A 25310-nucleotide genomic window follows, 5' to 3' on the forward strand; every position below is an offset into this window, starting at 1 on the left:
GATGTGTTTTGTAATTTATTTTTACAACTACTTGGTTTACTGTAAATTGTCGTCTCTTTTTTAATGTAAAATAGTGACGATGAAAAAAATATACCCACTTTTTCTTTTAGTATGGATTTCTTGTATCTCGTGTTCTCAGCTTAGTCCAACCCTTGTGAAATCTAAATATACAGCTGATGAGATTCTTCGGAAGTTAGAATTTACTCAACTTTATACAGTACATGATAGTACGCCTGTTACCTTTGGTGAGAAAATAGTGAATAGTGCGGTTAATAAAGAAAAATTTATCGATACCCCCTGGGAAGGAGCTATAACAGGTAGAGAGTTTGTTATTGTGGAATATACAGATCCCAAACAAAAGACTGAATGGGGCTATTTGTACCAAGTCTACCTTTGGAAGGATCGCTTCTTGCTTTTTTTGTTAATCGAGGAGATGGAATGGGGCAGAACTTGAGTTATAATGGTCAATCACAACCGTATTATCGCGTGAATTATTCCAGGGATGTCCATTTGTTTAAATACCCAACTTTAGTGAAACCCAATCAAATTTTGTGTCTGATGTATCTCAAAAAGGAAATTGTCGTAAACAAGGATAAGGTGAATGTTGTATCCTATGATTTTAAAGCAGATGAGAGTAAAGGTGTCGAATTGATCGCTCAAACAGAAGAACCCTATAAAGGAAGTATTCGAATCACCTATACAATTAAAGTAGTCGCTGATGATGCTTGGATTGTTGTCAATCAAATGAAAGAAAGTTATCGCTTCAATTGTAATATAATCGAAGGAGGATGAAAACAAAAAAATGCTTGTAGAAAGGTCTTTTGGGAATGTTAGAAACTGATAGCTTTAAATTTCTTGACTTGTACGTCTTTCGATTTGACTTGAATGTTGAAGTCAATGACTTGATTATTTGTCGTTGTAGTATTAACCTTAATGGTATTTTGGAGTACTTCTACTTGATTGGGTTGATCGGGATATACAGTTACTGTATAATCTCCTTTGGGTAAATAAAGCGAATATCGCCCTTCATCAGAGGTATAAGCGGTATAACTCTCACCTATATTATTTTGGGCAACCACGCGTTGACCTGCTAAGTTTTTATTTAATGTTACAGCATGTTCTGCGTATTCATAGTGGATCGATCCCGTTATGGTTGTTGTTTGCGTGAGGTAAATCACTTGAGATAAATTGGAATCTAAACTCAATTTTAAGGCATTCATAAACCAATGTTGATCATTTTGAACTTGAACGGTATAGGTACCTGCAGGTAACTTCTTGTAGTCAATGCTTCCATCGACATTGGTAATAAAAGCCTTTTGATTGATCGTTACCACGCGGTTACTTGCGGGTAATATATTTTGATTTTCATCCTGATAATAGACCAGTACGTTTAGGTTGTATAATTTTTCGTAGGCCTTATAAGGCGTTAATTGTTTAACGAGACCTACTTGAAAATAATTCGTTTGATTGGCAGCGGAAAATCCGCCATAATTGTTGTAATTACTGACATAAATATCAAAATCCTTTTTGAGTTTGTACTCTACACGTGTATTGAATTGCCAAAAATCGCCACTTGTAGAGGTGTTATTGTAATACCCGCTTAACACAATACCTAATTGATTATTGAAAAAACGCTGTCTGTAGTTCCCCATAATCATGAGGTTGGTATAGGTGTGAATCACCTGCCAATCGTAATACGAAGCATTAATCAACTCACTTAAATTATTGTAGTTGTATTGATAACTCACACCTAGATCAAAATTCTTGTAATTTGCCCCTACATTGAGGCGATAGTGTAATCTTTCTTGAATTTCTGTTTGGGTGATATAATTACCCAAATCGATAGACGCATTGTACCCAAAGCCTTTAGCAAAATTACTTTGATGATAGGCCGCATGGAAACGAACCGCTTGGAGCTTTTCCATGGTCGCTGTTTGATAATTGAATCGCTTCTCTTGTACATACTGCGGACTTACAAGTAGGGTACTCGAAGCCATGCGATAAGAATAACTCATCCCTAAGGCGTTGGATTGCTGTTGAGCATTAACGGAATTGGTGTAACTGTATTTCGGCGCATAATCGATAAAATGCTGAATTAGTCCTACACTGTGCTTACCCATATTCCTTCTAATGGTTGTTGCAGCCTGAGAAACCCCCTGGCGGACACCCGCATAATAGGGGCTGCTGTAGAAGCTGTTGTGTTGAATTTGATACTTCGTTAGGGTGGCATAAGCATTAAGTCCTAGAAATACGCCCAATTGACTCGTTTCATCTGTCTGAAGCACAGATCCTCCTTGGTTGAAATCAACTTGTAAGATTGGCTTGTTCCACAGCGCAAAAGAATTGTATTGCAATATTTTTTTCTCTCCATAGCGATGGTTGACATCATAGTAAAACTGAGCGTGTTTCCAGGCGTGTTTTTGCGATTGGAAACCCACCCAGGTATTATATCCCACTGAGCGATCATTGGAGTCGCTAATTAAATATGTTTTGTCTAGATAGCCCGCTTGAATATAAAGGGAATCCTGAAGTTTAATTTGCGTTTGAACTCCGCGACCTTGCAAGGAAAATTCCCCCGATTGAAAAAGGTTACCTGCTTGTACTTGTATGTTTTTCGTTTGAAAATCCGCTAAAAAATGACGGAGATTTACTTTGTTTTCTTTGTCCCAATGGATGAGATCCGCAGTTAAACCCAATTGACTGTGTTCCGAAAATTGTACGGTTCCACTTCCGATAAGTTGAGTGGCTGCCATTACATTTTTACCCATCACGCGATTGAGTTCAATCGAACTGCTGGGATTGTAAGAAGAGGCATACTGATTTTCGGCTCTATATCTTCGCTTGGATTTTAGGGAACTTATACTATAGAGGGTACGGCCAATAAAATCGCCATTTTCATAGAGTAAGGTGGTACTAATATCAAAATCCTCTAATTTATAAGCCTCTTTGTTGATGTATTGTAGAAGAGTAACCAAGGTATCTTGGAAGGGGCGTATTGTAAAATTCAACGCCTCAGTACGCGTCTTGTTTAACTGGTTGGGTAAAGTAACAATATAGTGCACCTTTTCAGTTGTATTTCCTCTATTTTGAATAATCGCCTTGATGAGAATACTATCGCCAACTTGTCTAAATTGCAATTGACTGTCTGGATTAGTCAATAAAATTCTTCTGTTTTTCTGAATTAAAATAGGATGTTCTACCCAAGGAATGGCAGGGCCATGCAGTGGAATTAACTGCGCCTTTATCGCTAGATCATTCGTTAGTGAACTACTTTGATCTACGTGTGCCAGGATGGGAATATACATCTTTTGTCCGGCAGGTAAACGCAAGGCTTTTGTCTTTGCACTAGAAAGGGTAATAAAGGAGGAGTTCCCCTCAAGTTGCACATTTCCTACCCATTCCGATTGACCCAAGTTGGATATTTCGAGCGAAGGAGATACATGACCTAATTCATCTGCCTGGGAGGCGACTGTAGTAAATTTTAAAAAAATAGAAGTTCCTTGCCCCCAACTAAAGGTGCAGAGAAAAAGGAAAAAAAAGACAAAATACTTTTTAATCATTAATTCGGGACAATTATAAAGTAAAGATAGGTTTCATATCTTCCATTGGCTTGTTGAAGTTCGCGGGTATTGGGTGGAATACTAAGTTCCAAGTTGTATGACATGGATTGACTCCATCCAGGAAAGGAAGCAAGCGCTTGCTCTTGTGCGGATAGGGCTATTGGACCAAATAAGGTGACAGCAGCAGCATTACCACCTTCAATGCGGTTTAAGGTTGCTTTTAACTTTAATACCGAAACGGGAATACTATTCGTTAATGTTGTGTTGTATAGCAAGTGATCTGCGGTTTTTACTAAAATTTGGTGGCCTTGATAACTTCGAATATACAGCGCATTATTGATGGTAATCTTTTTTCCTTTGGCGATGTCCTCTGGCGAATCAAAATTAAAAATAAATTCATTGGCTCCATTGCGCAATTCTGCGAGTTGATCCCCGTGATTTCCCACGTAGTTGATTTGAAATCGCGCAACACCTGGAGCAGAAGTTTTACGTGCCAGCAAGACATCTCTTCCCGAAGACGTATCATAGAGCGAAAATTCGTAGGTACTGCGGTAAATACCATTGGGAATAGTCAATACCTCTACTCCTCCTCGAATGGTTAAATCAAAAGATAAGGTGTAATAATTGCCTTCCGGTAGTGCGGTAGTGCTCTCTACAATGGTGCTTTCTTGAAACTTGCTCAACGGTAAATTTCGACCGATACTGCTAAAAGCCAATTGATTGAAATTTCCACTTTGTCTATTGAGACTAATGGCGGAATTCTCCGCAGGAACACTGTGATTTTCTGCTCGATAATCATCGAGTAAACGCACGGTAATTTTCCATTTGGCAGGTGCTTTAATGCCGTAGTTTCTTCTGAATTGTACGGAGATTTGTCGTTCTTCGCTCTTCCCAAATTTTAAATCATTGTAGGAATTTAATTGAAGCTGTCCGCCGTCATATACATTTAGGTCGTATTGGGCATACAACCCTTGACTTCCCAGTAAGAAAGCAAAAAGCAATACTATTTTATGTGTTAAACTCATAAGGTAAAATCAAGCTCGGCTACTTTCACATTGTTTTCCTTGCCGTAGGTTAACTGAACAATAAAGGTATGAGTTCCCGATGGTAAGTCTTGAGGTAAAACAAAAGACTGTTTTCTACTATCAAGGGGTAAACTGTAAAAATCAAGGGTACTAAGTGTGTGTTTAACCCCTGTTTGTTGATCAAAAATGGTGGCTGTGATTTTACCATCACTCCACAAAAGACCTGTATTTTCAAATGAAACATCAATAGCACGTTGTCCATCGGCTGTTTTGTTTGGCTCTATATTGACAATGTCTACTGATTCTGTGTGATTGGGAAGGGCGTGATACACTTTCAATCCCATGCGAACTGTTACTTTAATTGCGGCTCCATTCTCATCTACCGCGTTCCCTGGATTTAATTGAGTGAAAAATAGCATAGCCGTATGTACTGGAACAGCTGTGGCAAGTGTTGTAGGAACATTTAAAATAACGTCCACTTCTTTTATTTCATTTGGTTCAATGACAAAATAAGAATTGGGCAATACCTGAATCCAATTTGCTGCTGAATTAGGTAAGGTATTCATCTCTGCAATGTGATTACTTCCTTTTTCATCATAGTTCCAATCGCCCAAAGAAACACCCACTTCAACTGCTTTATCGTTGGGATTAGCAATGCGAACTTTTTGCGTGGCAACCGTTCCTGCTGTATTTTTAAAATACATCTTTCCAGGTGAAATTGAGAGCCCTGCTTGTGCAAATGAAGCAATTGAACTTAAAATAAAAAATAAAAAAAGTGTTTTTCTCATTGTAAATAAATTAATTAGGTAATAGTGTGTATACTATTGTGGTTTGATAGGTTCCTGCCTTCTGATTCAGGGTGTATCCAATATTTTGTGCGGGAATCGCATAATTGACATCCAATTGTTGACTATTTCCTCTGTTATTCGATTGAAGTAAAAGCTGAGGATTTATGGTCAAATCAACGGTTCTCAACTGTAGCGGAAAGTCAACTGTAGTTGAAACCGTTAAACTCGGTTTAATTCGGATAATGGAAACAGGTAAAGCAGAAAGCGAGTTTTCATATTGAAAGAACGCATTAATCGAACGCACGGTCAATTCATAAGGGGTAGAACACTGAATGAATAGATGATTTTTTAATACACCCGTCTCTACTCCTTTACTATATCCAGCTCCTTTGTTGAGGTTCAAATCAACAGAAGGATGATTCACAACTAAGGATTGCTGCTCTCTAAAGTTCAATACAATTTTGGCCTTTGCGGAGCCAATTTGTGCCCAAAGCGAAGTAGTCGTCCAAAGTAAGAGAATCGAAAATATTATTTTTTTGTACACGTTTTAAATTACAAAGATAAAATAGTATAGGTGATAACCGTACTATATGTACCTATAGGTTTATTTAATAATTCGTCTGAGGCATTCATTTTATACGAAACATTAAAGGTTCGTTTGATATCTCCTACATTAGATTGAATCATGTTTTTTTCTCTCAAAGAAAGAGAAATAGGAAGAAGTGAAATATTGTCTCTAAATTCTCCAATGCCTCCTAAACTTGGATTTAAGCCAATGTTTTCCAATCGAATCTCATCTGAATCATATTGTAGCGGACTGTTGGCAACTACGCGTATTTCGTAAGTTCCACTACTCATAATTTCGATGTGATCGGCTTGATTGCTAATTTTGCCTTTCGTATAATCTTCTACGGTTTCAAAAGACAAATTAATATGCTGTTGTTGGTCGTTAATTTTAATCGATTGAATAGGTTTCAAAACAACGTGTAAGTTACTTTGAACCGAATTTTGAGCCGAAAGGACAAAACTAAATAACAGGAATAAAGGGGCTAAGAATTTTCGCATTTCATCAAATTATCTAGGTTAAATTTACCACTAAAAAATGAATAATTTAAGTAAATTCTGACCTTTTTAGCGGGTTTGTACGTAAATAGAAGCTTAACTTCTCAACAAAATTCACTATAAAAAATAACGCCCTTCTAACTAGAGTAGAAGCAAAAAAAAATCTACTGTCGCGCCACAAACGCAACAGTAGATAAAAAGGTTGTATATTTTTTTTGGATTATAATGCGTATAAATTGTAAGTTACTGTAGTTGTATACGTTCCTTCTTTTTTATCTGTATAAGCAGAAGTTTGACTTGCTGGAATAGCATACTCAACTGCATATCCCATTTTAGCTGTTCCTGCCGATGTTGTTACTAATGGAGAACTCTCTGTCGTTGCTAATTGTGCAGTATTGTGAGAAGCTGTAAAGTTGCTTGGTCCTGCTCCTTCTGCTAAGTTTGTGTTTCCTTTGATTCTCACTTCTACAGTATTCACTGGAATGGTAACTCCACTGTTGTTTAAGTCGCTACTCGCCACTACTTTGATTTCATATTTTTGGGTAGCTGTTACCTCTAAGTGGTTTTTTAATTCACCTGATGTACTACCTTTTTGGAATTGCTCCACGGTATTCATTGGAATAGTTACTGACGCATTGGTTACGTTTAACTCGTATACGTCTGACAAATTAACGTTTAGGTTAGTAGTTCCTGAACTTTTTTTGTTGCCCTCTTGAGCAAATGATGTTACACTGATGAAAGATAAAGCGGCTACTAATGCTAATTTGAATGTTGTTTTCATTTTCGAGATATTTTTTAAAGTTTTTTTTTATTTGTTTTGATGAGACAAAAGTATAGTAGCTCAGCTTCTCATTATAGGTCAATTCTCTCGAAAGAATGGTCATTTTTATTTGAAATAGCCAAAAAATACTTAAAATCGGCTATTTGCTCTCAATTTGTAAATCTAGAGTAGGGGATTTGTGGAGTTTTTACGAATTTACTAAAGTAGATGACGAACAAAAAAGCCATAGAACGTAGGTTTTATGGCTTTATATATAATTGGTTGTTCGCTAAAAGCGAAAATAATTTCAAAGTAAATTTACAAGTTATCTCTGTATTCTTTCGGACTTAATCCTGTCGCTTTCATGAAAAAGCGAGTGAAATTGCTCGTATCTTCAAAATTTAATTCATAAGCAATTTCCTTGATAGTCAAAGGGGTGTGTTTTAATAATAGCTTAACTTCATTAACTACCGCACTCGCAATGATCTTTTTAGGGGTGGTTCCATAAATGTCCTTGCTAATTTCATTGAGCTTTGATACTGAGATACTCATGTGATCCGCATAAAATTGTACGTTGCGTTCGTTTCGAATATTTGTTTTAATCAGCTCATTAAACTTGATGACATTTTTAAGTTGAGATGGGGATAGCTTTTCTTTATTAAACTCTACATACGTATTAATATGACAAGCCATAATGAAAAGGAGGACACGTTCAATGATGTTATGAGCGGTCATGTAATTTAAATTGCTATACGTTTTGTTTTGTAATTTTAATAGCGAAATAAAATAGTATTGCGCAAACGTCACTTGTTCTGATTTAAGCGTAATGGAATTGATTGCTTTGGTGTTGTCAAAAAATACACATTTGTCTAAAAAGTGACGATCTACCGCTGTGCGACAATAAAAGGTGTCCGTAAACTGAACATAACTGAGGGAATAGCTCTCGTCAGCAGTTAAGCGAAATAATTCGTTTTTACCCAGAAATAAACAGTCGCCTTCTGTCAATTCCTTTTTGTTGGTAGACATGATCACGGAAACTTTTCCCTTTTGCAACCAGAGCAGTTGATACACGTCGTTGTGCTGTTGAAAAAGATGATCATTTTCAGTCAGATAAGTGGCTGTGCCAGCATCAAATCCATAAATGGATTTTAGTTCAATAGTAGATAACATTAGATGAAGGGGTAAATAGTGTTTTCTAAAAATTTTTATTAACTGTAAAAATAAAATTTTCTCTGTAATATGCTAGATTATGACTCTATTTTAACATTTTACGGAGGCTAAAAAAAGAGGATAATTCCCTTTTTTGGATTTATTTAGAGGAGCAAAAGGCGGTTGCGTCGTAAAATAGAAGGGAATTATTTGAATTTCCAATTAAATTAGGGATGAATAGTTGAGGATAGTAAAAAGTAAAAATGGGGAATTTGTCTTGTTTTCTCACCTTTTTTATATCTTTGCAAAACCAAATAAAAAAGAAATGAGTTTACAAGCAAATATTATGGATGCGATGAAAAGCGCCATGAAATCAAAAGATAGTATCGCTTTAGAAGCACTTAGAGCAGTTAAGGCAGAATTGTTATTAGCGCAAACTCAATCAGGTTCTAAAGAAGAAATTAGCGAAGTGGAAGAGATTAAGATTTTACAAAAATTAGTAAAACAACGCAAAGACAGTGCAACTATTTTTGCTGAACAAGGAAGAGCGGATTTAGTAGAACCTGAATTAGCACAAGTAGCTGTTATCGAACAATTTTTACCAGCACAATTGTCTAACGAAGAAGTAGAAGCCATTATTGCTAAAATTATTGCGGATGGAAATCACGCAGGTATGGCTGCTATGGGACAGGTAATGGGAATGGCATCGAAAGAATTAGCAGGAAAAGCTGATGGAAAAACGATTTCAACAATAGTAAAAACACTATTGACAAAATAAATTTTTTGGTTGGTCCGCGTAGTTCAATTGGATAGAATATCAGATTTCGGCTCTGAGGGTTGGGGGTTCGAAGCCTCCCGCGGACGCAAACAAGTGATTTGCAGTGTTTTATGTTGTTTTTTCAAAACACTGTAAGTCGCTATTGGTAAGGGATTTATGATTCCCTTTTAAAAAAAAATCATGACAGACAAAATCTCAAAAAACCCATATTGTTTCCCAAATTATTTACCACAAAATTCTATTGGTAAACATTTGAACAAAATCTCATTTAAAATCTTTATTAAAAAAGATTATACACGTTCAGATGGAACAAATGCACTCTATATTCAATTGATTTTAGATAGACAAATCAAACGAATTCCTCTTAATATTTACATTTCTCTCTTAGACTTCGATGAAAAGAAACAACGTGTAAAGAAGCGTAACAAAGGATATGCAGATTTCAATTTACTCATCGAAAAGACCTTAGCAGATCTGAATGAAATAGAAGTGGCCTATCGACTTTCTAAACGTCCCTTGACCATGCAGTTGTTGTTGGATGAATTTGAAAATCCTTCTGCATCCATTGACTTTATCAGATTTTATGAAATTGAGCTCGAGAAGGAAAAGCTCGTTTTGGCGAATTCAAGCTATGTCCAACAGCGATCTGTTGTTCGCAAGCTGAAACGATACCAGGAACGAATCCTATTCCATGAAATTACAGCTGAATTCATTGATCAGGTGATTTACTATTTCAAAACCAAGGAGAAGAATTCACATAATACGATATCGACCTTAACGAAGAATCTCAAGAAGTATTTAGCTCGAGCCAATAAAGCAGGAATATGGACTCCTATTTACCATACCGAAGTACCCCATCGTCAGATGAGAGGAACGATCAATTTTTTGACTGGAGAGGAAATTAATAGTATCTATCAATATTACAAGTCCCCATTCATTCAAGAACCGCACAAAGTGGCGAGTGCGAAATTCCTATTTAGCTGCTTTACTGGATTGCGTATTAGCGATATTAACGAGCTTAATCAGAATAAGATTGTAAATAATGAAACCTTGCTTACATTTCAAGCCGTAAAAACCAAGCAAATCCAACAAATCAAGCTCAACAATATTGCAAAGGAGTTGGTTCTAGATGGCTTTATATTTGCTCCTTTATCGAAAGAGAAGCTTCGTAAAAGAGTACAAGAGATTGCAGTAATTGTAGGAATTAAAAAACACGTCAACTATCATATGTCACGACATTCGTTCGCAACGAACTTTTTAGTGCAAGGTGGTCGAGTAGAAGTGTTACAAAGATTATTGGGACATACCTCTTTAGAAATGACCATGAAATACGTGCATGTGGTCCAGGATGTCATGAATGATCAAATTATGTTTTTAGATAATATCATTGCGAAAGAAAAGCCTGCAGAATAGCAGGCTTTTATATGGGCATCAAATCTAGTTTGATCGTTATCAAGGATGAAATTGAAGATTCCTTACTAAGGGATTCGACATAATAAGGAAGTTTATTTACTAACACCCTTTTTTTAGTCTCGATTTCATGTAAAACCAACTGAGTGACATTCAGTTCTATATTCAAGCGATTGGATTGAAGGTATTTAGGAGCTGTTTTTTTGTAATAGCGTTCAAAAATGGCTTCTGTGGTTATTGTTGTGTTTTCTATACTGGTAGTTAAGTCATCTGAGGCACCATTAATAAGAACCAAGCCAACGCCTGATTTACTTTCTTCTTCCTTGGTTAATGGTGTTTTAGTTTGTTTGAATTTACTTTCAAATACTTTTTCTTTTTCATCTGTAATTTCTAGAGGACTCTCAAATTCTGAATAGGTATGTGTTGGATCAATGTCATTGTCAAATTTAAACTTGAGTTGAACGACTTCATGTTTTGGATAACCATCTATATAGACGCTTCCCAAATCAACATAATCTACCTCGCTTAATAATTCATCCAGGTAGATCACTTCTAACTTGGTTCCATTGTTGGACTCGATGAATTGAATATTGAATAGAATCCGCAATTGATTCAAGTATTCTGCAAAAGTCCAATCGGGGAGATATCTCCCGATTTCTATAGTTGGATGGAACATAAATCCACTCGTATGTAATAGTGTTTCAACATACAAATCCTCGAAATCACTTTCAAAGATATCACGCCTATTTCGACTTCGAAAATAAATAGCTACAGGATAGCTTGCATCTTCTGGCTGTATTTCAAAATTAAATTCCCCTTCAAATAAAGATTCTTCCCCTCTAAAATTTCTATGCTCGATCGATTTATTCCATCTTCTATTTCCTACAGCTATAGATAGAATATCGTCGTAGGTTTTGAATTTATATTTGAATACATATTTACCAGGATCTTGCTTATCCAGTTGAAACCTCTTTTGCCAAGGTGTTGATCCAGGAAAGCCATCTAAATATTCCCAAGCACTGCTTGCATAATAGATGTTTTCTTTTTCCTGCGTACTATAAATTTCAGTCAAATTAGTTTCCTTGGTCAAGAATGCTAAACTGCTGGCAAATTTATCTTGTAATAAGTTCGCTGGAAACGACAACCCTAATCGAGCACATTTCAGTAAAAGTGGTGTTAACAGATATACACACCAGGTGGGTACATTTCTCGAATCGATTACAATTCCTTCAGCTGTGTTATTCTCTGTATTTAATACATATTTCCCTTCCAATACAGTATTATAACCACCGGCATAATTATACCAAGTATCTCCTTCTTTTGGTTCTCCAAATTGCGTTGGAAAAGAAATAAAAGGCGCCTTCCATAATTGAGAAGGAAAAGCTCCTTCTTCCGTTGTTTTTACATAATTAGCATAAGCTATAGGATTAGGGGGAATTCCATCATATTTTTCTGTGAAAGGTCGTGGAGGAAATTCGTTTATAACAGAAATAGAAGTTCCCATTTCTCTAATCTTCGATGAACCCGCATTGTATAATTTACTCGCAAAGCGAACATTAGCTTTTCGATATCCTTTTTGACACTCTAAGATTTGCAATTCACCTTGAGTAATCGTATTAAATGTGCGAACCTCAATCGTAAAATATTGAGGTGTGTGGAGAATTACATTGTTCTTTCCAAAAGCGGTTTCGGTTTTTTCATTTTCGATGATTAAAAAAGGGTACTCACTAGCTGTAAATTTGAGCGAATCTGGAAAGATGGACTGGTCTGTTTTTAAAGCTAAACTTTCTAAAATATAATCAATCTCAACGCCGTTATGGTAAATGCTAATTAGCTTCATAATTGATGTATTGGAAGGTTAATTGTGTTGCAGTAACCCACTTATTGGATTCCCATTTTGGAACCTTTTTTTGAGTCGGCACTACTTGGGTATATGAACCATTAATTTCAATCTCTACCTGAAGGGAATTGAGAATCTGAGAAATCACAAATATCTCTGAATTGAGTAAATAGCCTGTATTCACAGTAAGATTCGATGAAGAGTTGATTTCGTTGGTCAATAATCGTCCGTTCTGATCGCGAATAGTAGCGTAATTTAGTTCTTCTTCCATTTTCATAGAAGCGAACAATTGGGTATGAAGTATTGCGCCAAATTGATTTTTAAATCGAATGTTAAGTGGTTTAAAACGCTTATTCTTCAACACGCGAATTTGTTTTTGAATTGTTTGCTTCCCAATTACTTCTAACGTAAGCGCTTCAACTGGATAATCTAACTGAAGTTGTTTCTCAAATAGATAATATCCTTGAGCATTGTCGAGAAATTGTAAGGCAATCAAATTGTTTTTTTGATCTATTACACGAACTTGGATAGACTGTTTTTCTTGAATCAGAAACGGAACAGATAATATACCATGAGAAGCAATAATCAATGCGTCGGAAATACCCAAAAAAGAAATTGGAGCAACAGGAATTTGTTGCATACTCATCGTCGAATAGATTACTTCTATTAGATTCGTTAATTTAAGATCAATGTATTCTTCCTTATTTTTTTCAGAAATACTGGCCTGATGTCTAAAAATATTATTGATTTTTTTGATGTATTCAGTTATTTGTATCGTTCCTATCTGCTTATTTCGATACAAATTGTTGATTCGAATACTCGCTTTATTCAACTCGTATTTAGGGAGTAACAAACGAAGTTCCGAACTATAAAATTCGATGGAGTGATTGGCGTTATCTACTTCAACATCATATTGAATAAAATCAGAGTCCAGGACCATTCCTGAAGGTTGGTTGTTTATTGTGATCATTGTACCTTCGAGTATTTGGAAGATTGATTCATATCTTCATTGAGTTGATTCATTTTGTTTATTTCTTTATAGCCAATGTTCGCTTTGGCTTCAATTCCTACAGCTAATACTTCATTTAGCTGCATTGTTGCCGCTGCTAAGGCTATCGCTGCACTGGAGAGTTGATTATCAGTCGTATTGTTGGTGCTTTCTCCTCTCAACGTTTGTTTTCTCTCGTTTTCTAGCCATTGAAAGGTAGAGGCATAACGTGGATTTTGTGTCATGAAAGCAGGAGCAACCCACTCATCCGCATGTGTCATCCCTGTATAAGCACCGTATTGATCTCCACCAAGGGAAGGATTTCCCGATCCTGTTGGACCTCCATAGTAATAAGAAGGCATTTTCGGGACTTTGGTCGAGGCAATTTTTTGCACATTCTTTAATCCCACAGCAATTGATGCTGCCATTGCGATGTATGAAAAAGGAGGAGGGTAAGCAGCTAACGCCTTAGATGCTGCTTGATAAGTATCAATAGTCGTCTCAGCAATTTTAGTTGCTTTCCATGCAGAAGATCCTTGGTTAAAAAGTTCTGAAGCAGAATTAAAGGCGCCTTTTATAACCCCCAGTTTTTGATCTTCAAGTTCTTTTTCTTTCTTAACCTTTGCTTCTCCAATTTGTTTTTCTCTTTCAGCAAGACCTAGTTCAATAGCTTCTTTTTTTGTCGCATATTTCTGTTTTATGGCTTCAATTAAAGATTCTGAATTTTCTACATTTTCAATTTTAGAAATCTCTTTATCCATTTGTAATTGTAGCTCTAAATCATTAATCACCTTTGTTTTCTCTAACATGGCAAGAGCTCTCTCGTCTTCATCAACAATATTATCCGCATAACGTTGTAGCTCATTCTCTCTCTTACGAATGATATTTTCTTCTTCTAATGCGTCAATTTGTTCTTGGTATTCTTTAGCTTTTAGTAGCTTAATTTGCGCTATCTCTTCATTTTTTGCTGCATCTAGCTGTTGCATTCTATCCGTGTGTTCGGCATACTTTTGCTTTTCTCGCTCATATTTTAATTCGACAGCCTTGATATCACGATCAATTCCACTTAATAAAGCTAATTCTCTATTCTTGACAGATTGAAGTAGTAAATCATCAATTGCTTTTTCACCTGATTCAAATATTTTTTTCTTCTGTTCAAGCTCGCGTTGTGATCTTTGTATTTCTTTTTCTGATAATTCTTTCTTCTTTTCAGCGACCTGGTTTTCAACATCAAGTTCTCCTTGCTTTGCAATAATATAACGCTGTACACTTTCTATTTCCGAGGCATTAAAGTCTTTTCCTTCTATACCCCCAAGTTCTTTTGCGACTTTTATCTGTTCCTTAAGAGTGGCTAGTTTTTCTGCATTGGCTTCTCTCTCAGCTTCTGTGACCAGATTATTTTTTTTAGCTTTCTCATCAACAAGAACCATCTGCTCTTGTAGCTTTACATTAACATCTTGTTCTACGTTTCGTAGCATTTCTATATCTTTTAGATATGTTTTAATGTTTGAATAATCAGAAAATAAGAAGGTAGATTTTCCTGTATCTTTTAGTATTTTCATTACTTCTTTTGCTGACTTTTCTACATTACTTGTATCAACTACAAAATCAAGATTATGATCACGAACAACTCTACCTAATTTTTTTACTAAATCGCTTTCTAATTTAGCCGCACCCTTTGCAACAGTATCTCTTGTATTTCTAAACTCATCTGCTTTTTCCGCTTCGACTTGTAAAGCAATTCGCTCTCGATAGTTTTTATTAATATCTTTTAGTACTGTTAGTAATTCTTCATTGGACACCTTTTCAATATCAATTTGACTAATGTATTCCGGATAGTTTGCCTTGAGTTCTTTGAGTAAATCTAAACGTTCCCCTTCTTTAATATTAGAAGAGGTAATTTTAGATATTAGTTCGTTGATAGCCATTTGTTGTTCAAATAGTTCATCTGTAACATTTCGTGTTGGTGTAATCAATCCAATTAAAGAAGTACCAAATTGAATGATACCTCTTGTGAAATTCCCAATCGCTCCATCTCCTTTTTCTATCCCTAGGATGAATCCCTCAATCGCTGAGTCAAAGAGCTTCAAATCTCCTTCAATAGAGTTCATCTTTTCAGCTGCTAGTTTTTCCGCACTCCCAGAACTGTTCTCCAGAGCTTCGGTTTGCCTCTGAATCTTATCTGTTGAATTGGCCAAGGTAACAGCAACAATGGCATTCTGAGTTCCAAATAGTTCTGTAGCTGTACTTAACTGATTGGTTGAGTTCTTTACACGTTCCAATAACTTTTCATAATGAACCCCTTCTTTGGAAGCAATCAATAGAATATTTCTAAAGCTGGTACCCGATGTTTCTGCTGCAATATTTTCATCTGATAGTACGCCCAAGGTTGCGTTTAATTTTTCAAACGATACATTGGCGACTGCTGCTGCTTTGGAAACCTTCGGTAACGCGGTTGATAAATACTCAAAAGAGGTTGCTGATATGTTAGTTGAGTTCGATAGAATATCTGCATATTTTCCCGCTTGAGCACTTCCTTCAGCATAAGAATTCAATTGTCCTGCTACGAGTTCCGCTGCAGGAGCCAACTCAGAATCCATGGCAATTGCCGCATTCAACACACCTGGTGTCATGTTCTTAATCTCATCCATGGATTTACCAAGTTTCGCCAGCTCTAATTGAGCTCTAGACACTTCGGTGGAGGTAAAAGGTAGTTTTGCACCAAGCTTGATGGCTTCGAAAGTTAAACCAATAACCCCAAGTTTAGTTGTTTCCAAAATACCCGCTAAGTCCGCTTGAGCTTGATCAAACTCTTTGATTGTGTTGAATGCACTCTTCACACCATTAACGAAAGAACCAATTACTGCAGTCACGGTAAATGCCTTCAGCATGCCAGTTCCCACTTCTCCTAATTCGTTCTTAATATTCTGAAGCAGAGAAGGAGTTTGTCCTAGTTCATCCCGTGCTGCAGCATATTCATTTCGAACAGCCTGGAGACGTTGTTGGTGTTGTCGTAAAGTCTCTTGGTAGTCTTTATCGTTCCGATTTAGGTTTCGGATATCCCGCTCTACATTTCGGATTTCACTCCTCAATCCGGAAAGGGAGTTGGTGACTTGCTTTCCGTTGATCTCAATGTAGATATTCCTTTTTACATCAGCCATTTATATCAGTTTTGATACAAATTTCTGATTGCTTGGAGTGGTAAAAAAGGACAGGAAATAGGGCTATCAAGCATCTAATAGATATAGCACCATGCTGAGATATATATAGCAAATCATATATCTATGAAACATCTATTATTTCTTAAGTTTGGACTGTTAGTTTTGGAAAATTCAAATCTTGTTAATAGCGATCTTTTATGTTTGCTAAGTATTGTATTAGAGGTGTTTGAAGAACATTTCGGTTCCTATTTAGATAAAAACAATAAGCCAGGTAATAAATACCTGGCTTATTTTATCTTTTTCCAAATACAGCTACAATATCATCCGCACGAAGTTCGGATATATGATCTGCTAAATAGTTCATGATGTCGCTTTCCTTTATCGCATCGTCAATTGTTCGTTTAGCTTTTAAACGCATGTTCACTCCATTTCGTTTGGTTCCTTCGAATCCATAGTTTTGGATAAAAACATATTTTGGCGCATCAATGACAATTCGCCTCAATTGATTTTGACTGAAACGAGCTTTCACATTTGTTTTACTGGAAGCGTCTCCAGTTCGCTCCTGGAGCTGTCGCCCGATCTTGGAAAGTAAATCGTTTTGTAATTTACTTTTTGCGGTGTTGGCTATTTGGCGTTCGGTCATTTTTTTGTAAATCTTACAACACATTCAACACTCCACTGTTCTCCAATATCAGAAACTAAACTTGTGCTAGAGCCTCTGGATCCTAATACTCTGTAATATTTAGAATCGTTTAATCTATCTGCTACCCAATTATCACAAGAATTTCTATACAATTGTTCGTTCTGAATGCCTGAGTTATTGGGTTTACTAATATCTAACACCTTAGAACTAACTAAACAACCACCATGATCTCCACTAAACGTTATTTCATTACCGTTTTTACTTCTCAACTTATCTCCATTAGTACCATCTTTTATAGTTTGTTTTGCCCCATATTCATTCACTCCTGTTGTTGCGAAATTTTTACTTACACATACTAGTCCTGTATAAATTCTAATTACTTCAATAGCTTGTTTATATGTAATGCTGTTTTTTGTAACGTACCCTCCATTTGTGAAAGTTGTTTTTTTATAATGCTCAGCTATGATAGGATGGTTTTCTATATGAATGTCAGGATTATCTGAACTACTTGTTTCATGTAAATTAGATAATTGATCATAAAAAAAACTTTTTATTTCTGTTAATTCTATATCTTGATTGTAATCAATTTCAACACCATTAGCAATAAATCTTCTATAAATCAATTTTTCATCTCCATGATATCCTCCAGTATGATCAGATTTACCCTTCTGAAGCATCGTAAATTCATTCTCACTACCAATTAATGCTTGAATATTCTGGTTAATCATTTTTTCATCTTCATATTTATATAAGAAAGAATCCATAATCCTATAATAATCACTGTAAATAATTTCAGATAAATCAAGAAACTTATACACTCCAAATCCAATATAATAATCACCTCCAACATTTACATATACGATACACCCATCATTATTTTTATACATGTTTTTTTTATACTCAAAAAACAAATCTCCACTACTAACTGTATTGATCTCGTTATTTTCAGTATAGTATTCAGTTATAATATTTTCACTATTTTCTAATATATTTATCGCTAAATTGTTTATTTTAAGATACGTTATTCCAAACTTTGCCTTACTTGTATAGGCATTTCCTAAATTATTAATTCTTAATTCTGAAACAAAAGGTTTACTACCCACTATTTCATCATTTATATAAACAACTATATTGTTTTCTTTTACTTCTATTCTTAATTTAAAAAAATTAAAAGTATTTGTTGGAATATTAAACTTAATGTAAGGATCGGTGTCTTTTCCTTTCATCCATAGTTCATTTATAGTACCAAAACCAATAACATTATCTGTACGTTGTCCTTTCCCCAAGAAACCTAAACCATCTTTATATCCACTATAGTCTTTATTTATTTTTACAAATGCCTCTATATAATCCCCATCATTTTTAATTACAAAATCTTCTGAAAAAACCTTTTGAGAAGTTCCATCAAATAAAAAGTACTTTTTATAATCTGACATTAAGAAATCAATTTTATTAGTATTGTCCTTAACAACTTCACTATTGCTAATTGACTCATTTAAACCAACAATTTTATTAGAATCAACTAACAATCCATATTCTGAAAACTCCTTTAATACACTTCCTTCAGACAACATTGCAGTATATTTATATTTGTTATCTGTGGGATTAAGTCCAATACCAGTATCTGAAGATATTACAACGAGTATTTTTTTTGTGCCTAAAGGTGTTTTTAACTTATGATATTCTTCTAAACCGTTAATTCTTGAAATCAATTCATAATTTTGATTAGTATAGCTTACAACATACGTAGTGTTAGGCATTTCTTCTGAAATACCTTGTAAATAATATTCTTTATTTTCGTTAACATTATCAATTTCAACACATATATAATTATCTCTATGAGTGTTTTTCATAATATTATTTGCACCTCTTTCCCAAATTCCAGATTTTACTTTTGAAAAGTCTAATAAATTAGGAGATTGAGAAAAAAAAGCTTTATTATTTTTGTTTACTTTATCTCCAGAAATAGGTCTAATATCCCCCTCTTTAATCTCTCCATTCGCTTCAATAGGTACAACTACTTTTCTACTATTCGTTCCGTTGTAAATAAGATATACAACTCCCGAAGTAAATTCCTCTTCCGTTACTGAAATAGACTGATTATTTGAATCTTTAAAATTGGTGTAAACACCAACTGCAGACACAACATATTGTCCGCGTTTGGTCGGAGCTGGAGAAGAAGGAATGATGGAATCAATGATTCCTGATTCGATGGATTTGATTTGTTTCCCCTGGTGGTTGTATAGTTCCGTAAAAGTATCTGCTACAGACTTTACTTGATCTTCAGTTGCGAGTTTTGGTGTATCTGACATATTATAAAATTGTTGAATCAATATTGTTTAAAATATAGCTTGAGAAGTCCATATCCGAAATAGGTAAATCGGGGATAAATTGACTGCAAGACAATTGATTGTAAGTTGCGTGTACTGGCATAATTAAATTCCGATAATTGATTTTGTTATGATTGGTTTATAGCCTTTGTTCCTGTCTTTTGGAATTAAGGCGTTATCGATATCTTCACTTAAGGCGAAAGCTTGTTTCAAATAACTATTCATATCGTTGGTGTGTGCTTCGATAGCATTCTTCATTTGTTCTGTGAGTTCCGCTACCTTTTTACGTTCATAATCCAACAAATCAAAGCGTAGAATAATTGAAGAAGGGGTAATCTCATAGATTCCTTCCGCATACACTTTGGCAATGGTTCCATGAACGATTGCTTTCTGCAGTAATTCTTTCACTTGTCTTTTAGTTCCTGTAATTGTTCCTTTTAGACTTTCAATAAAATCAAGGGTGAACGATGTTTTTACGATGCGATCTTCTACATTAATGATAGAAGGTTTTAAGCTCAAGAAGGTTTGTCTCGAGTTAAAAATGTTGTAGTACTGATCAAACTCCGAGGTACTGTAGACCAATGAATTCTTATAAATAGTTGAATACTTGGAATGCCAATATTCAAACACATCCGCGTTTATCTCGAGTAACTCCAAGAGATCATCCATTGCCTCGTGTCCGGATCTCAATAATTCTCGTCGAATATCATTCAATTGAGTTTGTGTAATGGGACTTCTTTTGTCGGTCGTTACAACAAACATCCCCGAACTATCCATGGTAATGGATAAGTAAGGAGTATACAAGTAAAAGGCAAAATTGGCAACTGCAGTATCAATTAAAGTTTGTGCTTCGCGTTTAATTTCAACCGCAGGATCTAAATCGTCAATGGTTTCTAATTCTTTGTACAAATTCCCAACATATCGTTTGATATATGAACGTAAAGCCTTGGGAATATAGATGGCAAAATCTTCAAAATCGAAATTTCCTGCGATGCTTAAGTACTGTTTTAAATCTTCATTATTGCTAATCATAGTTAAACTGCTTTTGTTTGTCCGGTTGGGTTCTTATCTAAGGTTTCTAGGACCACGTTTTCAAATCCAAATTTTAGGTCCGATTCCCATTGGTTGTAATACGCAATGAATTCGATAATAGAGATTGTTACGTCTCGGTTGGATTTCATAAAAGACTGCAAGAGATTAAAGGCAATGCGTTTGTCGGAACCGGAACCGCTTCCCATTTTCCCTCCAGGGATTCCCGCACCAATTAAACTTGGATCCGTTCCCAAGGCAAATAATACTTCAGAGTTCGCTGCTTCCGCTTCAGGTAAATAAGAACCATCTTTCAATTTATCGTCGATGGCGGTTACTTTTACTGCAGATACCTGTTGACCACGACTATCCGTGTACATGATGCTACTAATTGCTTTACCTCCATTATCAGTACCACCCAAATTATCTGTAATGGTTTGAATCAAATCATTTCTAATCTTTAGCTTTTTCTCAATATCGTAAGTGCTCCAATCCGCTTCATAAATCTTTTTGAAATACTCTTCATCAATCTCGATAAGGTATTTAATCGATACCTGGTTGTTGAAAATCCCTAATTTGAATTTAGGTACTGAATTAGCAACTTCCAACCAACCACTGGTTACAATCGCATGCCATTCTGGAATAGGGTAAAAGCTTTCATCTAGTAAGGGAAAGAACACTGGAATTACGAACTTGTGAATTTTGTTCTTTTTACAGTGTTCTAATACTTCATCCATAGTCATATAAGGACTCAGTAGATGAGTAGAACTGACATAATCGTTGTCTTTTACGGATACAGTTCCCTTAGTTCCGAATAGACTTGAGATGTATAGCGTATCAATATTCCCACTAGCATTTGGTTCAGCATAACGACACCAAGCGGCATTCTGTCTTTTTACGGACACAATCTTGCTATAGTCATTAGATAGGATGTATTCAGGAAAAGCAATCCCAAACCATTCTAAATCCTTGATGATTTCTTGGGTAAAAAACTTTACTTTGGATTGTTTGATAAAGTCATTGATCACCGGAAACTCGTCGAAATCGTAATAGATTACTTCTCGCTTATTTGTTTCGCTATGTCGTTGGGTTTTATAGCAAATTAGTCCATTGCCATAATGGGCACGTTGTAATAAACGTAAGCCACTTCCTGCAGCTCCATTTCGCTTTACCTTCTTGATGACTTCTTGAGGGTAATTGTCAGACGCACCCCATTTGAGATAACCTGAAGTATTTTTTACTTCAGCTTTTACTGTCGTAGCAGATTCGCTCTTTTTAATTTTGACAACTGCTCCCACATTACTGTAAACTTGTGGTACCTGGACCACTGATATTGAATGGAAACTATTCTGCATTAGTAGATAATTTTTTTACCGTTTATTGAAATCATAAAGTCAATTCGTATTTTCCGAACTTCACCATCGGAAAGCTCAATGTTTCTCGTTCGATTGGTCCAATGGTTGGGAGGTCGTTTGGTTTTTACTTCATCCAAAACATTGTGCATCGTGATCTTCTCTTTTTTTCTTCTATCTTTTTCGGGTAGGAGTCGAGCACCTTCAAAAACTCTAATTTTCCCGCCCTGGTATGTTTGGCCATTAAAGGTGCGAATGATCAAGTTGAACGGTTTGAATTGTCCATTCACCAAGCGTTCACCCATTAATTTAAGTGCATCATTCAAGAAAATAGTCGATTGATCTTTCATAGGAACAAATTTCGCTTTCACTCCATCGGGAAAAAAGGACAGCTTTTTAAGGCAAAAACTGTTTTCTAGTATATTTTTAGTTATTGAATTGATTTACAGCAAGTAAATCAATTCAATAACCCCTTTTTTTCTAAAATTGAACGAGAGACCCCGCCGCTGCCTTAAATTTTTTACACTTTCCATTTTCATTTAGGGCGATATATGAAAGAGGCCCCATGAAAGGGGCCTCAAACAGAAAAACAAAAGGAATTAACGAATAATAATCCCACCGAGGGCGGCGTAGCTTGAGTTCCGACCAATAAAGCGATCGTTGTACAACGCAACATAAGGATGGTCAAAGGCATCGGTATAGTGTGTTGCGTGCTCTTGAGGGAGTGACTTGTTCTTCTCTGAACTTTTATTTTTCTCAACCCCCAAGTTTCCTTCTTTGGCTTCCGCTCTCTCCAGGGCGAGAATCAAATCGGGATTGTTGTGTTCATTGATTCGGATTATGGGAAGATTTCGATCGGTTCCCTTGAGTCCAGCATTAATTAACAAGAACTTCTCTGCATGGGTAGCTGCTACGGGTTTGGCTAGTACGTGTACTTTCCATCCTGCTGCAGTAAGTAGATCCGTTACTTGTTCGAATAATGTTTTAGAACTATTTGGAAAGCGGTGATGTCCATCATGCCCACCGTACAAATGAATCACGCGTTCCTGGTGTGCACGATAGTAGGGAATGAATTCTTGAATGAATAGATCATCCAATAGCTTGGGCGACTTCACAAAGAAAGATTTCAATACACGGTATTCATAGTCATGGGGCTGAGACACTACACAACAGTTGAACACACCAAAGTCAAGACTCACAATCAGTGGAGCTTTGAAGTCAATGTCGGAATCCTGAAGACAGCTTACATTGTAGCTTTTGTTATGATCAATTCCCTCTAAGTAGTTATTGTTGTAATCCGTGTAGTAATGTACTTCCGGATTGAGGTTGGCATAGAAACCATTCTCAATCTTTTTGGGACGAATGTTTAGAATCTCAGCTTCATACATGGTTTGAGATACCGCTTGATCTTTCATTTTCTTAAACCAATCCGCACGCAAATAAGGATTAGATAAAGCTGAAGCTTTTAGAAATAACATCTCGTGTGGATTCTGTAATGCTTTCTTTTCCATATCGACGAACCATTGTCCTTTACGCGATACTGGAGTAGAAGAGACGTACATCTGAGAACCTAAGAGTTTACACTTCTTAAATTCTTCTTTCTGTGCGCGGTTGGTTGTTTTGACATTGTTGTACAATTTCTCAGGATCGAGCAAAGCAGCTTCATCCCCCAACTCCGCAAAAGTGTTTAATCCACGTCCAGAGTTGGGGTTATCTAAAGAAACCAATTGAAAGATTGCACCATTAGCCCAATGGATTATGTTGTTCCATTGGGATGGGGGCTGGAAAGGCATCGCAAAACCATTCTTTTGACCAGATCGACCAATTACATAATCGATGTCTTTGTAGAAACCAAACATCTCTAAGCCTTCAATTGCTGAAGGAAGGGTACGCGCCAACATTTGCATATATGTTTGTGCTACCATGGCAAAGGAAGCGCGAGGCATAGACAAAGCTAAGTCTCGCATGCGTTTTCCAAAAATGGTTGTTTTTCCTGCACCCCTTCCCATTTCTGCAAAGATGTCTTTCTGCGGTGCAATGGATATCATAAGCTGTGGAAGCGTTTGCTCTACAACCTTTACTTTCCTAAAGGATTCATTCTTGACTATCATCTTCTTCTTCCTTTAGTTCTTCATAATCAATTTCAGTGGCATCGAACTTGTTTAGATCGACGGTTCCTCCTTGCATTTTGGCGATGAGCACTTCTTGTAATGCTTTCGGAATGGCAATCGCTACTTCTACATTTTCGAACTTCTCAGGATTGAACTGAGCGATATCTTCTTCTGATAGTCCGGAACATTTAATCATAAGCTCAATTGCTTTGGCTTCAGCTTTTAAATCGCCTTTTTTGCGTGCACGTTCTAGTAAGTTAGATGAATATTCAAATAAGAGATTGCGTTTGCTATCGCGATCCAATTTATTCACTTGACCAAATAGCAGTTGTGCGTTTTTGATATCCAAATACGCTTGTGCCTGAGACAATCCTTTGTCTACTTCCCATTTACGTGCAATGCGTTGCCTTGGCCAATAATTCATAATTAAACCATACGCCTCAACCAAACGCATACGAACTTCCTCAAGCGTTGGTGACAACTCGTGTTTGGAAGGATTTGCATAGTATGCACGTATTTTATCCAAGGAAGAATCTCCACGTACCATCAAGGATTTATTTTCTTTCATCGATTTCCGCTTTTAGTTGAAACAACAGTTCTTCCTTCTCCAGGAGAAGTTTCTCTTGTTTTGAAATTTTGATGGAAAGTTTATTTTGTTCCTGGATATCCGCTTGAACAATTTTGGTTTTGTTTGCTGTGAGTCTCTTTTTCAATCGACTAATAGACGATTCCAATAAATTGCGGTGGTTGATCAATTGGTCCATGGTAAGTTTGGCAACTACAACCGTATTGTCTTTAGGCAGTTGTTTGTGTTCTAACCAATAATCAATTTTACTCCAGGCAAGTTCATTGGCTTTTACGTTTTGATCAATCTTACGCATGATCAAAAGCGCTTGTTCTTCAGCTTCAAAAGGGAGATCGTTGAGTTCTGCCTTGAGTAAACAGTTTTCTTTGAATAGATTATTGGCCTCTAACAGTACAGGACGAAGTTGAGAAGGGAGTTGGTGGAACAAAGGAGCGGTTTTGCTTTCTTCTTTCTTGACGGATTCTATAACAGGGGAACTTGGTTGCACTGGGGCAATTGGTACCGGAACCGGAGTGGATACAGTTGTACTTTGTTTAGGTTGTATACTAATATACTTCTTCAATTCATATCGAAGCTTCTGTCTATTCAAAGCGGTTTCATTGCGTCTAAGGTTACGCGCTAAGTTCTTGTTGTGATTGGGCAAAGATTCGTATAAATCTAAACCTTCCATATAGGGTGAATCCTTGGATTCTAACCAAAAAATAATCCTTTCCATAGTGCAAAAATGGAAAGGATTGA

Annotated in this window: 22 protein-coding genes and 1 tRNA gene; 5 read left to right on the plus strand and 18 right to left on the minus strand. The window is 36.1% G+C overall.

Going from position 1 to position 25310, the window contains the following annotated elements; translation table 11 throughout:
- The first annotated feature begins 79 nt into the window (after window positions 1-79).
- Window positions 80-454: a hypothetical protein gene (locus FBR08_RS16890; protein ID WP_233266297.1), complete on the plus strand. Its 375-nt coding sequence runs from the start codon at window positions 80-82 to the stop codon at window positions 452-454.
- A complete protein-coding gene (locus FBR08_RS16895) occupies window positions 367-792 on the plus strand; it encodes a hypothetical protein (RefSeq protein ID WP_233266299.1) in 426 nt (141 codons plus the stop codon). Before FBR08_RS16890 ends, FBR08_RS16895 begins: the two co-directional genes overlap by 88 nt.
- A 38-nt stretch (window positions 793-830) precedes the next feature.
- Here FBR08_RS16895 and FBR08_RS08410 read toward each other — a convergent pair whose 3' ends face one another.
- The 7 genes from FBR08_RS08410 to FBR08_RS08440 form a co-directional block, all read right to left on the minus strand.
- Window positions 831-3560 (minus strand): hypothetical protein, encoded by a 2730-nt coding sequence (locus tag FBR08_RS08410; protein ID WP_158962320.1) that lies wholly within the window; start codon window positions 3558-3560, stop codon window positions 831-833.
- On the minus strand, window positions 3560-4585 hold the full coding sequence (locus FBR08_RS08415; RefSeq protein WP_158962321.1) for a hypothetical protein: 1026 nt from the start codon (window positions 4583-4585) through the stop codon (window positions 3560-3562). The genes FBR08_RS08410 and FBR08_RS08415 overlap by 1 nt, the downstream gene beginning before the upstream one ends.
- Window positions 4582-5373, minus strand: coding sequence for a fimbrial biogenesis chaperone (locus tag FBR08_RS08420; protein WP_158962322.1), 792 nt, complete (start codon window positions 5371-5373; stop codon window positions 4582-4584). Before FBR08_RS08420 ends, FBR08_RS08415 begins: the two co-directional genes overlap by 4 nt.
- A 10-nt stretch (window positions 5374-5383) precedes the next feature.
- On the minus strand, window positions 5384-5917 hold the full coding sequence (locus tag FBR08_RS08425) for a hypothetical protein (protein ID WP_158962323.1): 534 nt from the start codon (window positions 5915-5917) through the stop codon (window positions 5384-5386).
- 8 nt (window positions 5918-5925) lie between these two features.
- Window positions 5926-6438, minus strand: a complete 513-nt coding sequence (locus FBR08_RS08430) for a hypothetical protein (protein ID WP_158962324.1) — start codon at window positions 6436-6438, stop codon at window positions 5926-5928.
- Between the two features lie 217 nt (window positions 6439-6655).
- Window positions 6656-7216, minus strand: coding sequence for a hypothetical protein (locus FBR08_RS08435; protein WP_158962325.1), 561 nt, complete (start codon window positions 7214-7216; stop codon window positions 6656-6658).
- 297 nt (window positions 7217-7513) lie between these two features.
- A complete protein-coding gene (locus FBR08_RS08440) occupies window positions 7514-8365 on the minus strand; it encodes a helix-turn-helix domain-containing protein (RefSeq protein ID WP_158962326.1) in 852 nt (283 codons plus the stop codon).
- A gap of 304 nt (window positions 8366-8669) precedes the next feature.
- Here FBR08_RS08440 and FBR08_RS08445 point away from each other — a divergent pair, with 304 nt between their 5' ends.
- From FBR08_RS08445 to FBR08_RS08455, 3 genes are all read left to right on the plus strand, one after another.
- Window positions 8670-9122 (plus strand): GatB/YqeY domain-containing protein, encoded by a 453-nt coding sequence (locus FBR08_RS08445; RefSeq protein WP_158962327.1) that lies wholly within the window; start codon window positions 8670-8672, stop codon window positions 9120-9122.
- Between the two features lie 12 nt (window positions 9123-9134).
- Window positions 9135-9208, plus strand: a tRNA-Arg gene (locus FBR08_RS08450).
- Between the two features lie 166 nt (window positions 9209-9374).
- The gene (locus FBR08_RS08455; protein WP_233266301.1) at window positions 9375-10535 is read left to right on the plus strand and encodes a site-specific integrase; all 1161 of its coding nucleotides are present in this window, start codon (window positions 9375-9377) and stop codon (window positions 10533-10535) included.
- A 7-nt stretch (window positions 10536-10542) separates the two neighbouring features.
- Here the strand turns inward: FBR08_RS08455 and FBR08_RS08460 are convergent, their stop codons facing one another.
- From FBR08_RS08460 to FBR08_RS08510, 11 genes are all read right to left on the minus strand, one after another.
- Complete coding sequence (locus FBR08_RS08460) at window positions 10543-12372, minus strand: hypothetical protein (RefSeq protein WP_158962329.1); 1830 nt, start codon at window positions 12370-12372, stop codon at window positions 10543-10545.
- Window positions 12359-13342, minus strand: coding sequence for a hypothetical protein (locus tag FBR08_RS08465; RefSeq protein ID WP_158962330.1), 984 nt, complete (start codon window positions 13340-13342; stop codon window positions 12359-12361). Before FBR08_RS08465 ends, FBR08_RS08460 begins: the two co-directional genes overlap by 14 nt.
- Window positions 13339-16521, minus strand: a complete 3183-nt coding sequence (locus tag FBR08_RS08470; RefSeq protein WP_158962331.1) for a phage tail tape measure protein — start codon at window positions 16519-16521, stop codon at window positions 13339-13341. The genes FBR08_RS08465 and FBR08_RS08470 overlap by 4 nt, the downstream gene beginning before the upstream one ends.
- 292 nt (window positions 16522-16813) lie before the next feature.
- Window positions 16814-17164, minus strand: coding sequence for a hypothetical protein (locus FBR08_RS08475; RefSeq protein WP_158962332.1), 351 nt, complete (start codon window positions 17162-17164; stop codon window positions 16814-16816).
- Window positions 17161-19476: a hypothetical protein gene (locus tag FBR08_RS08480; protein ID WP_158962333.1), complete on the minus strand. Its 2316-nt coding sequence runs from the start codon at window positions 19474-19476 to the stop codon at window positions 17161-17163. The genes FBR08_RS08475 and FBR08_RS08480 overlap by 4 nt, the downstream gene beginning before the upstream one ends.
- A 123-nt stretch (window positions 19477-19599) precedes the next feature.
- A complete protein-coding gene (locus FBR08_RS08485; RefSeq protein ID WP_158962334.1) occupies window positions 19600-20526 on the minus strand; it encodes a DUF6712 family protein in 927 nt (308 codons plus the stop codon).
- 2 nt (window positions 20527-20528) lie between these two features.
- Window positions 20529-21878 (minus strand): hypothetical protein, encoded by a 1350-nt coding sequence (locus FBR08_RS08490; RefSeq protein ID WP_158962335.1) that lies wholly within the window; start codon window positions 21876-21878, stop codon window positions 20529-20531.
- Window positions 21878-22225: a hypothetical protein gene (locus tag FBR08_RS08495; RefSeq protein WP_158962336.1), complete on the minus strand. Its 348-nt coding sequence runs from the start codon at window positions 22223-22225 to the stop codon at window positions 21878-21880. The genes FBR08_RS08490 and FBR08_RS08495 overlap by 1 nt, the downstream gene beginning before the upstream one ends.
- A gap of 249 nt (window positions 22226-22474) precedes the next feature.
- Window positions 22475-23986 carry a hypothetical protein gene (locus tag FBR08_RS08500; RefSeq protein WP_158962337.1) on the minus strand — a complete coding sequence of 504 codons (1512 nt, stop codon included), beginning with the start codon at window positions 23984-23986 and terminating at the stop codon, window positions 22475-22477.
- A complete protein-coding gene (locus tag FBR08_RS08505; RefSeq protein WP_158962338.1) occupies window positions 23970-24554 on the minus strand; it encodes a hypothetical protein in 585 nt (194 codons plus the stop codon). Before FBR08_RS08505 ends, FBR08_RS08500 begins: the two co-directional genes overlap by 17 nt.
- Entirely contained in the window at window positions 24541-25287 is a 747-nt protein-coding gene (locus FBR08_RS08510; protein ID WP_158962339.1) for a hypothetical protein, read from the minus strand. The genes FBR08_RS08505 and FBR08_RS08510 overlap by 14 nt, the downstream gene beginning before the upstream one ends.
- Window positions 25288-25310: the final 23 nt, after the last annotated feature.

This window comes from Myroides fluvii (genome assembly GCF_009792295.1).
GTDB lineage: Bacteria > Bacteroidota > Bacteroidia > Flavobacteriales > Flavobacteriaceae > Flavobacterium > Flavobacterium fluvii_A.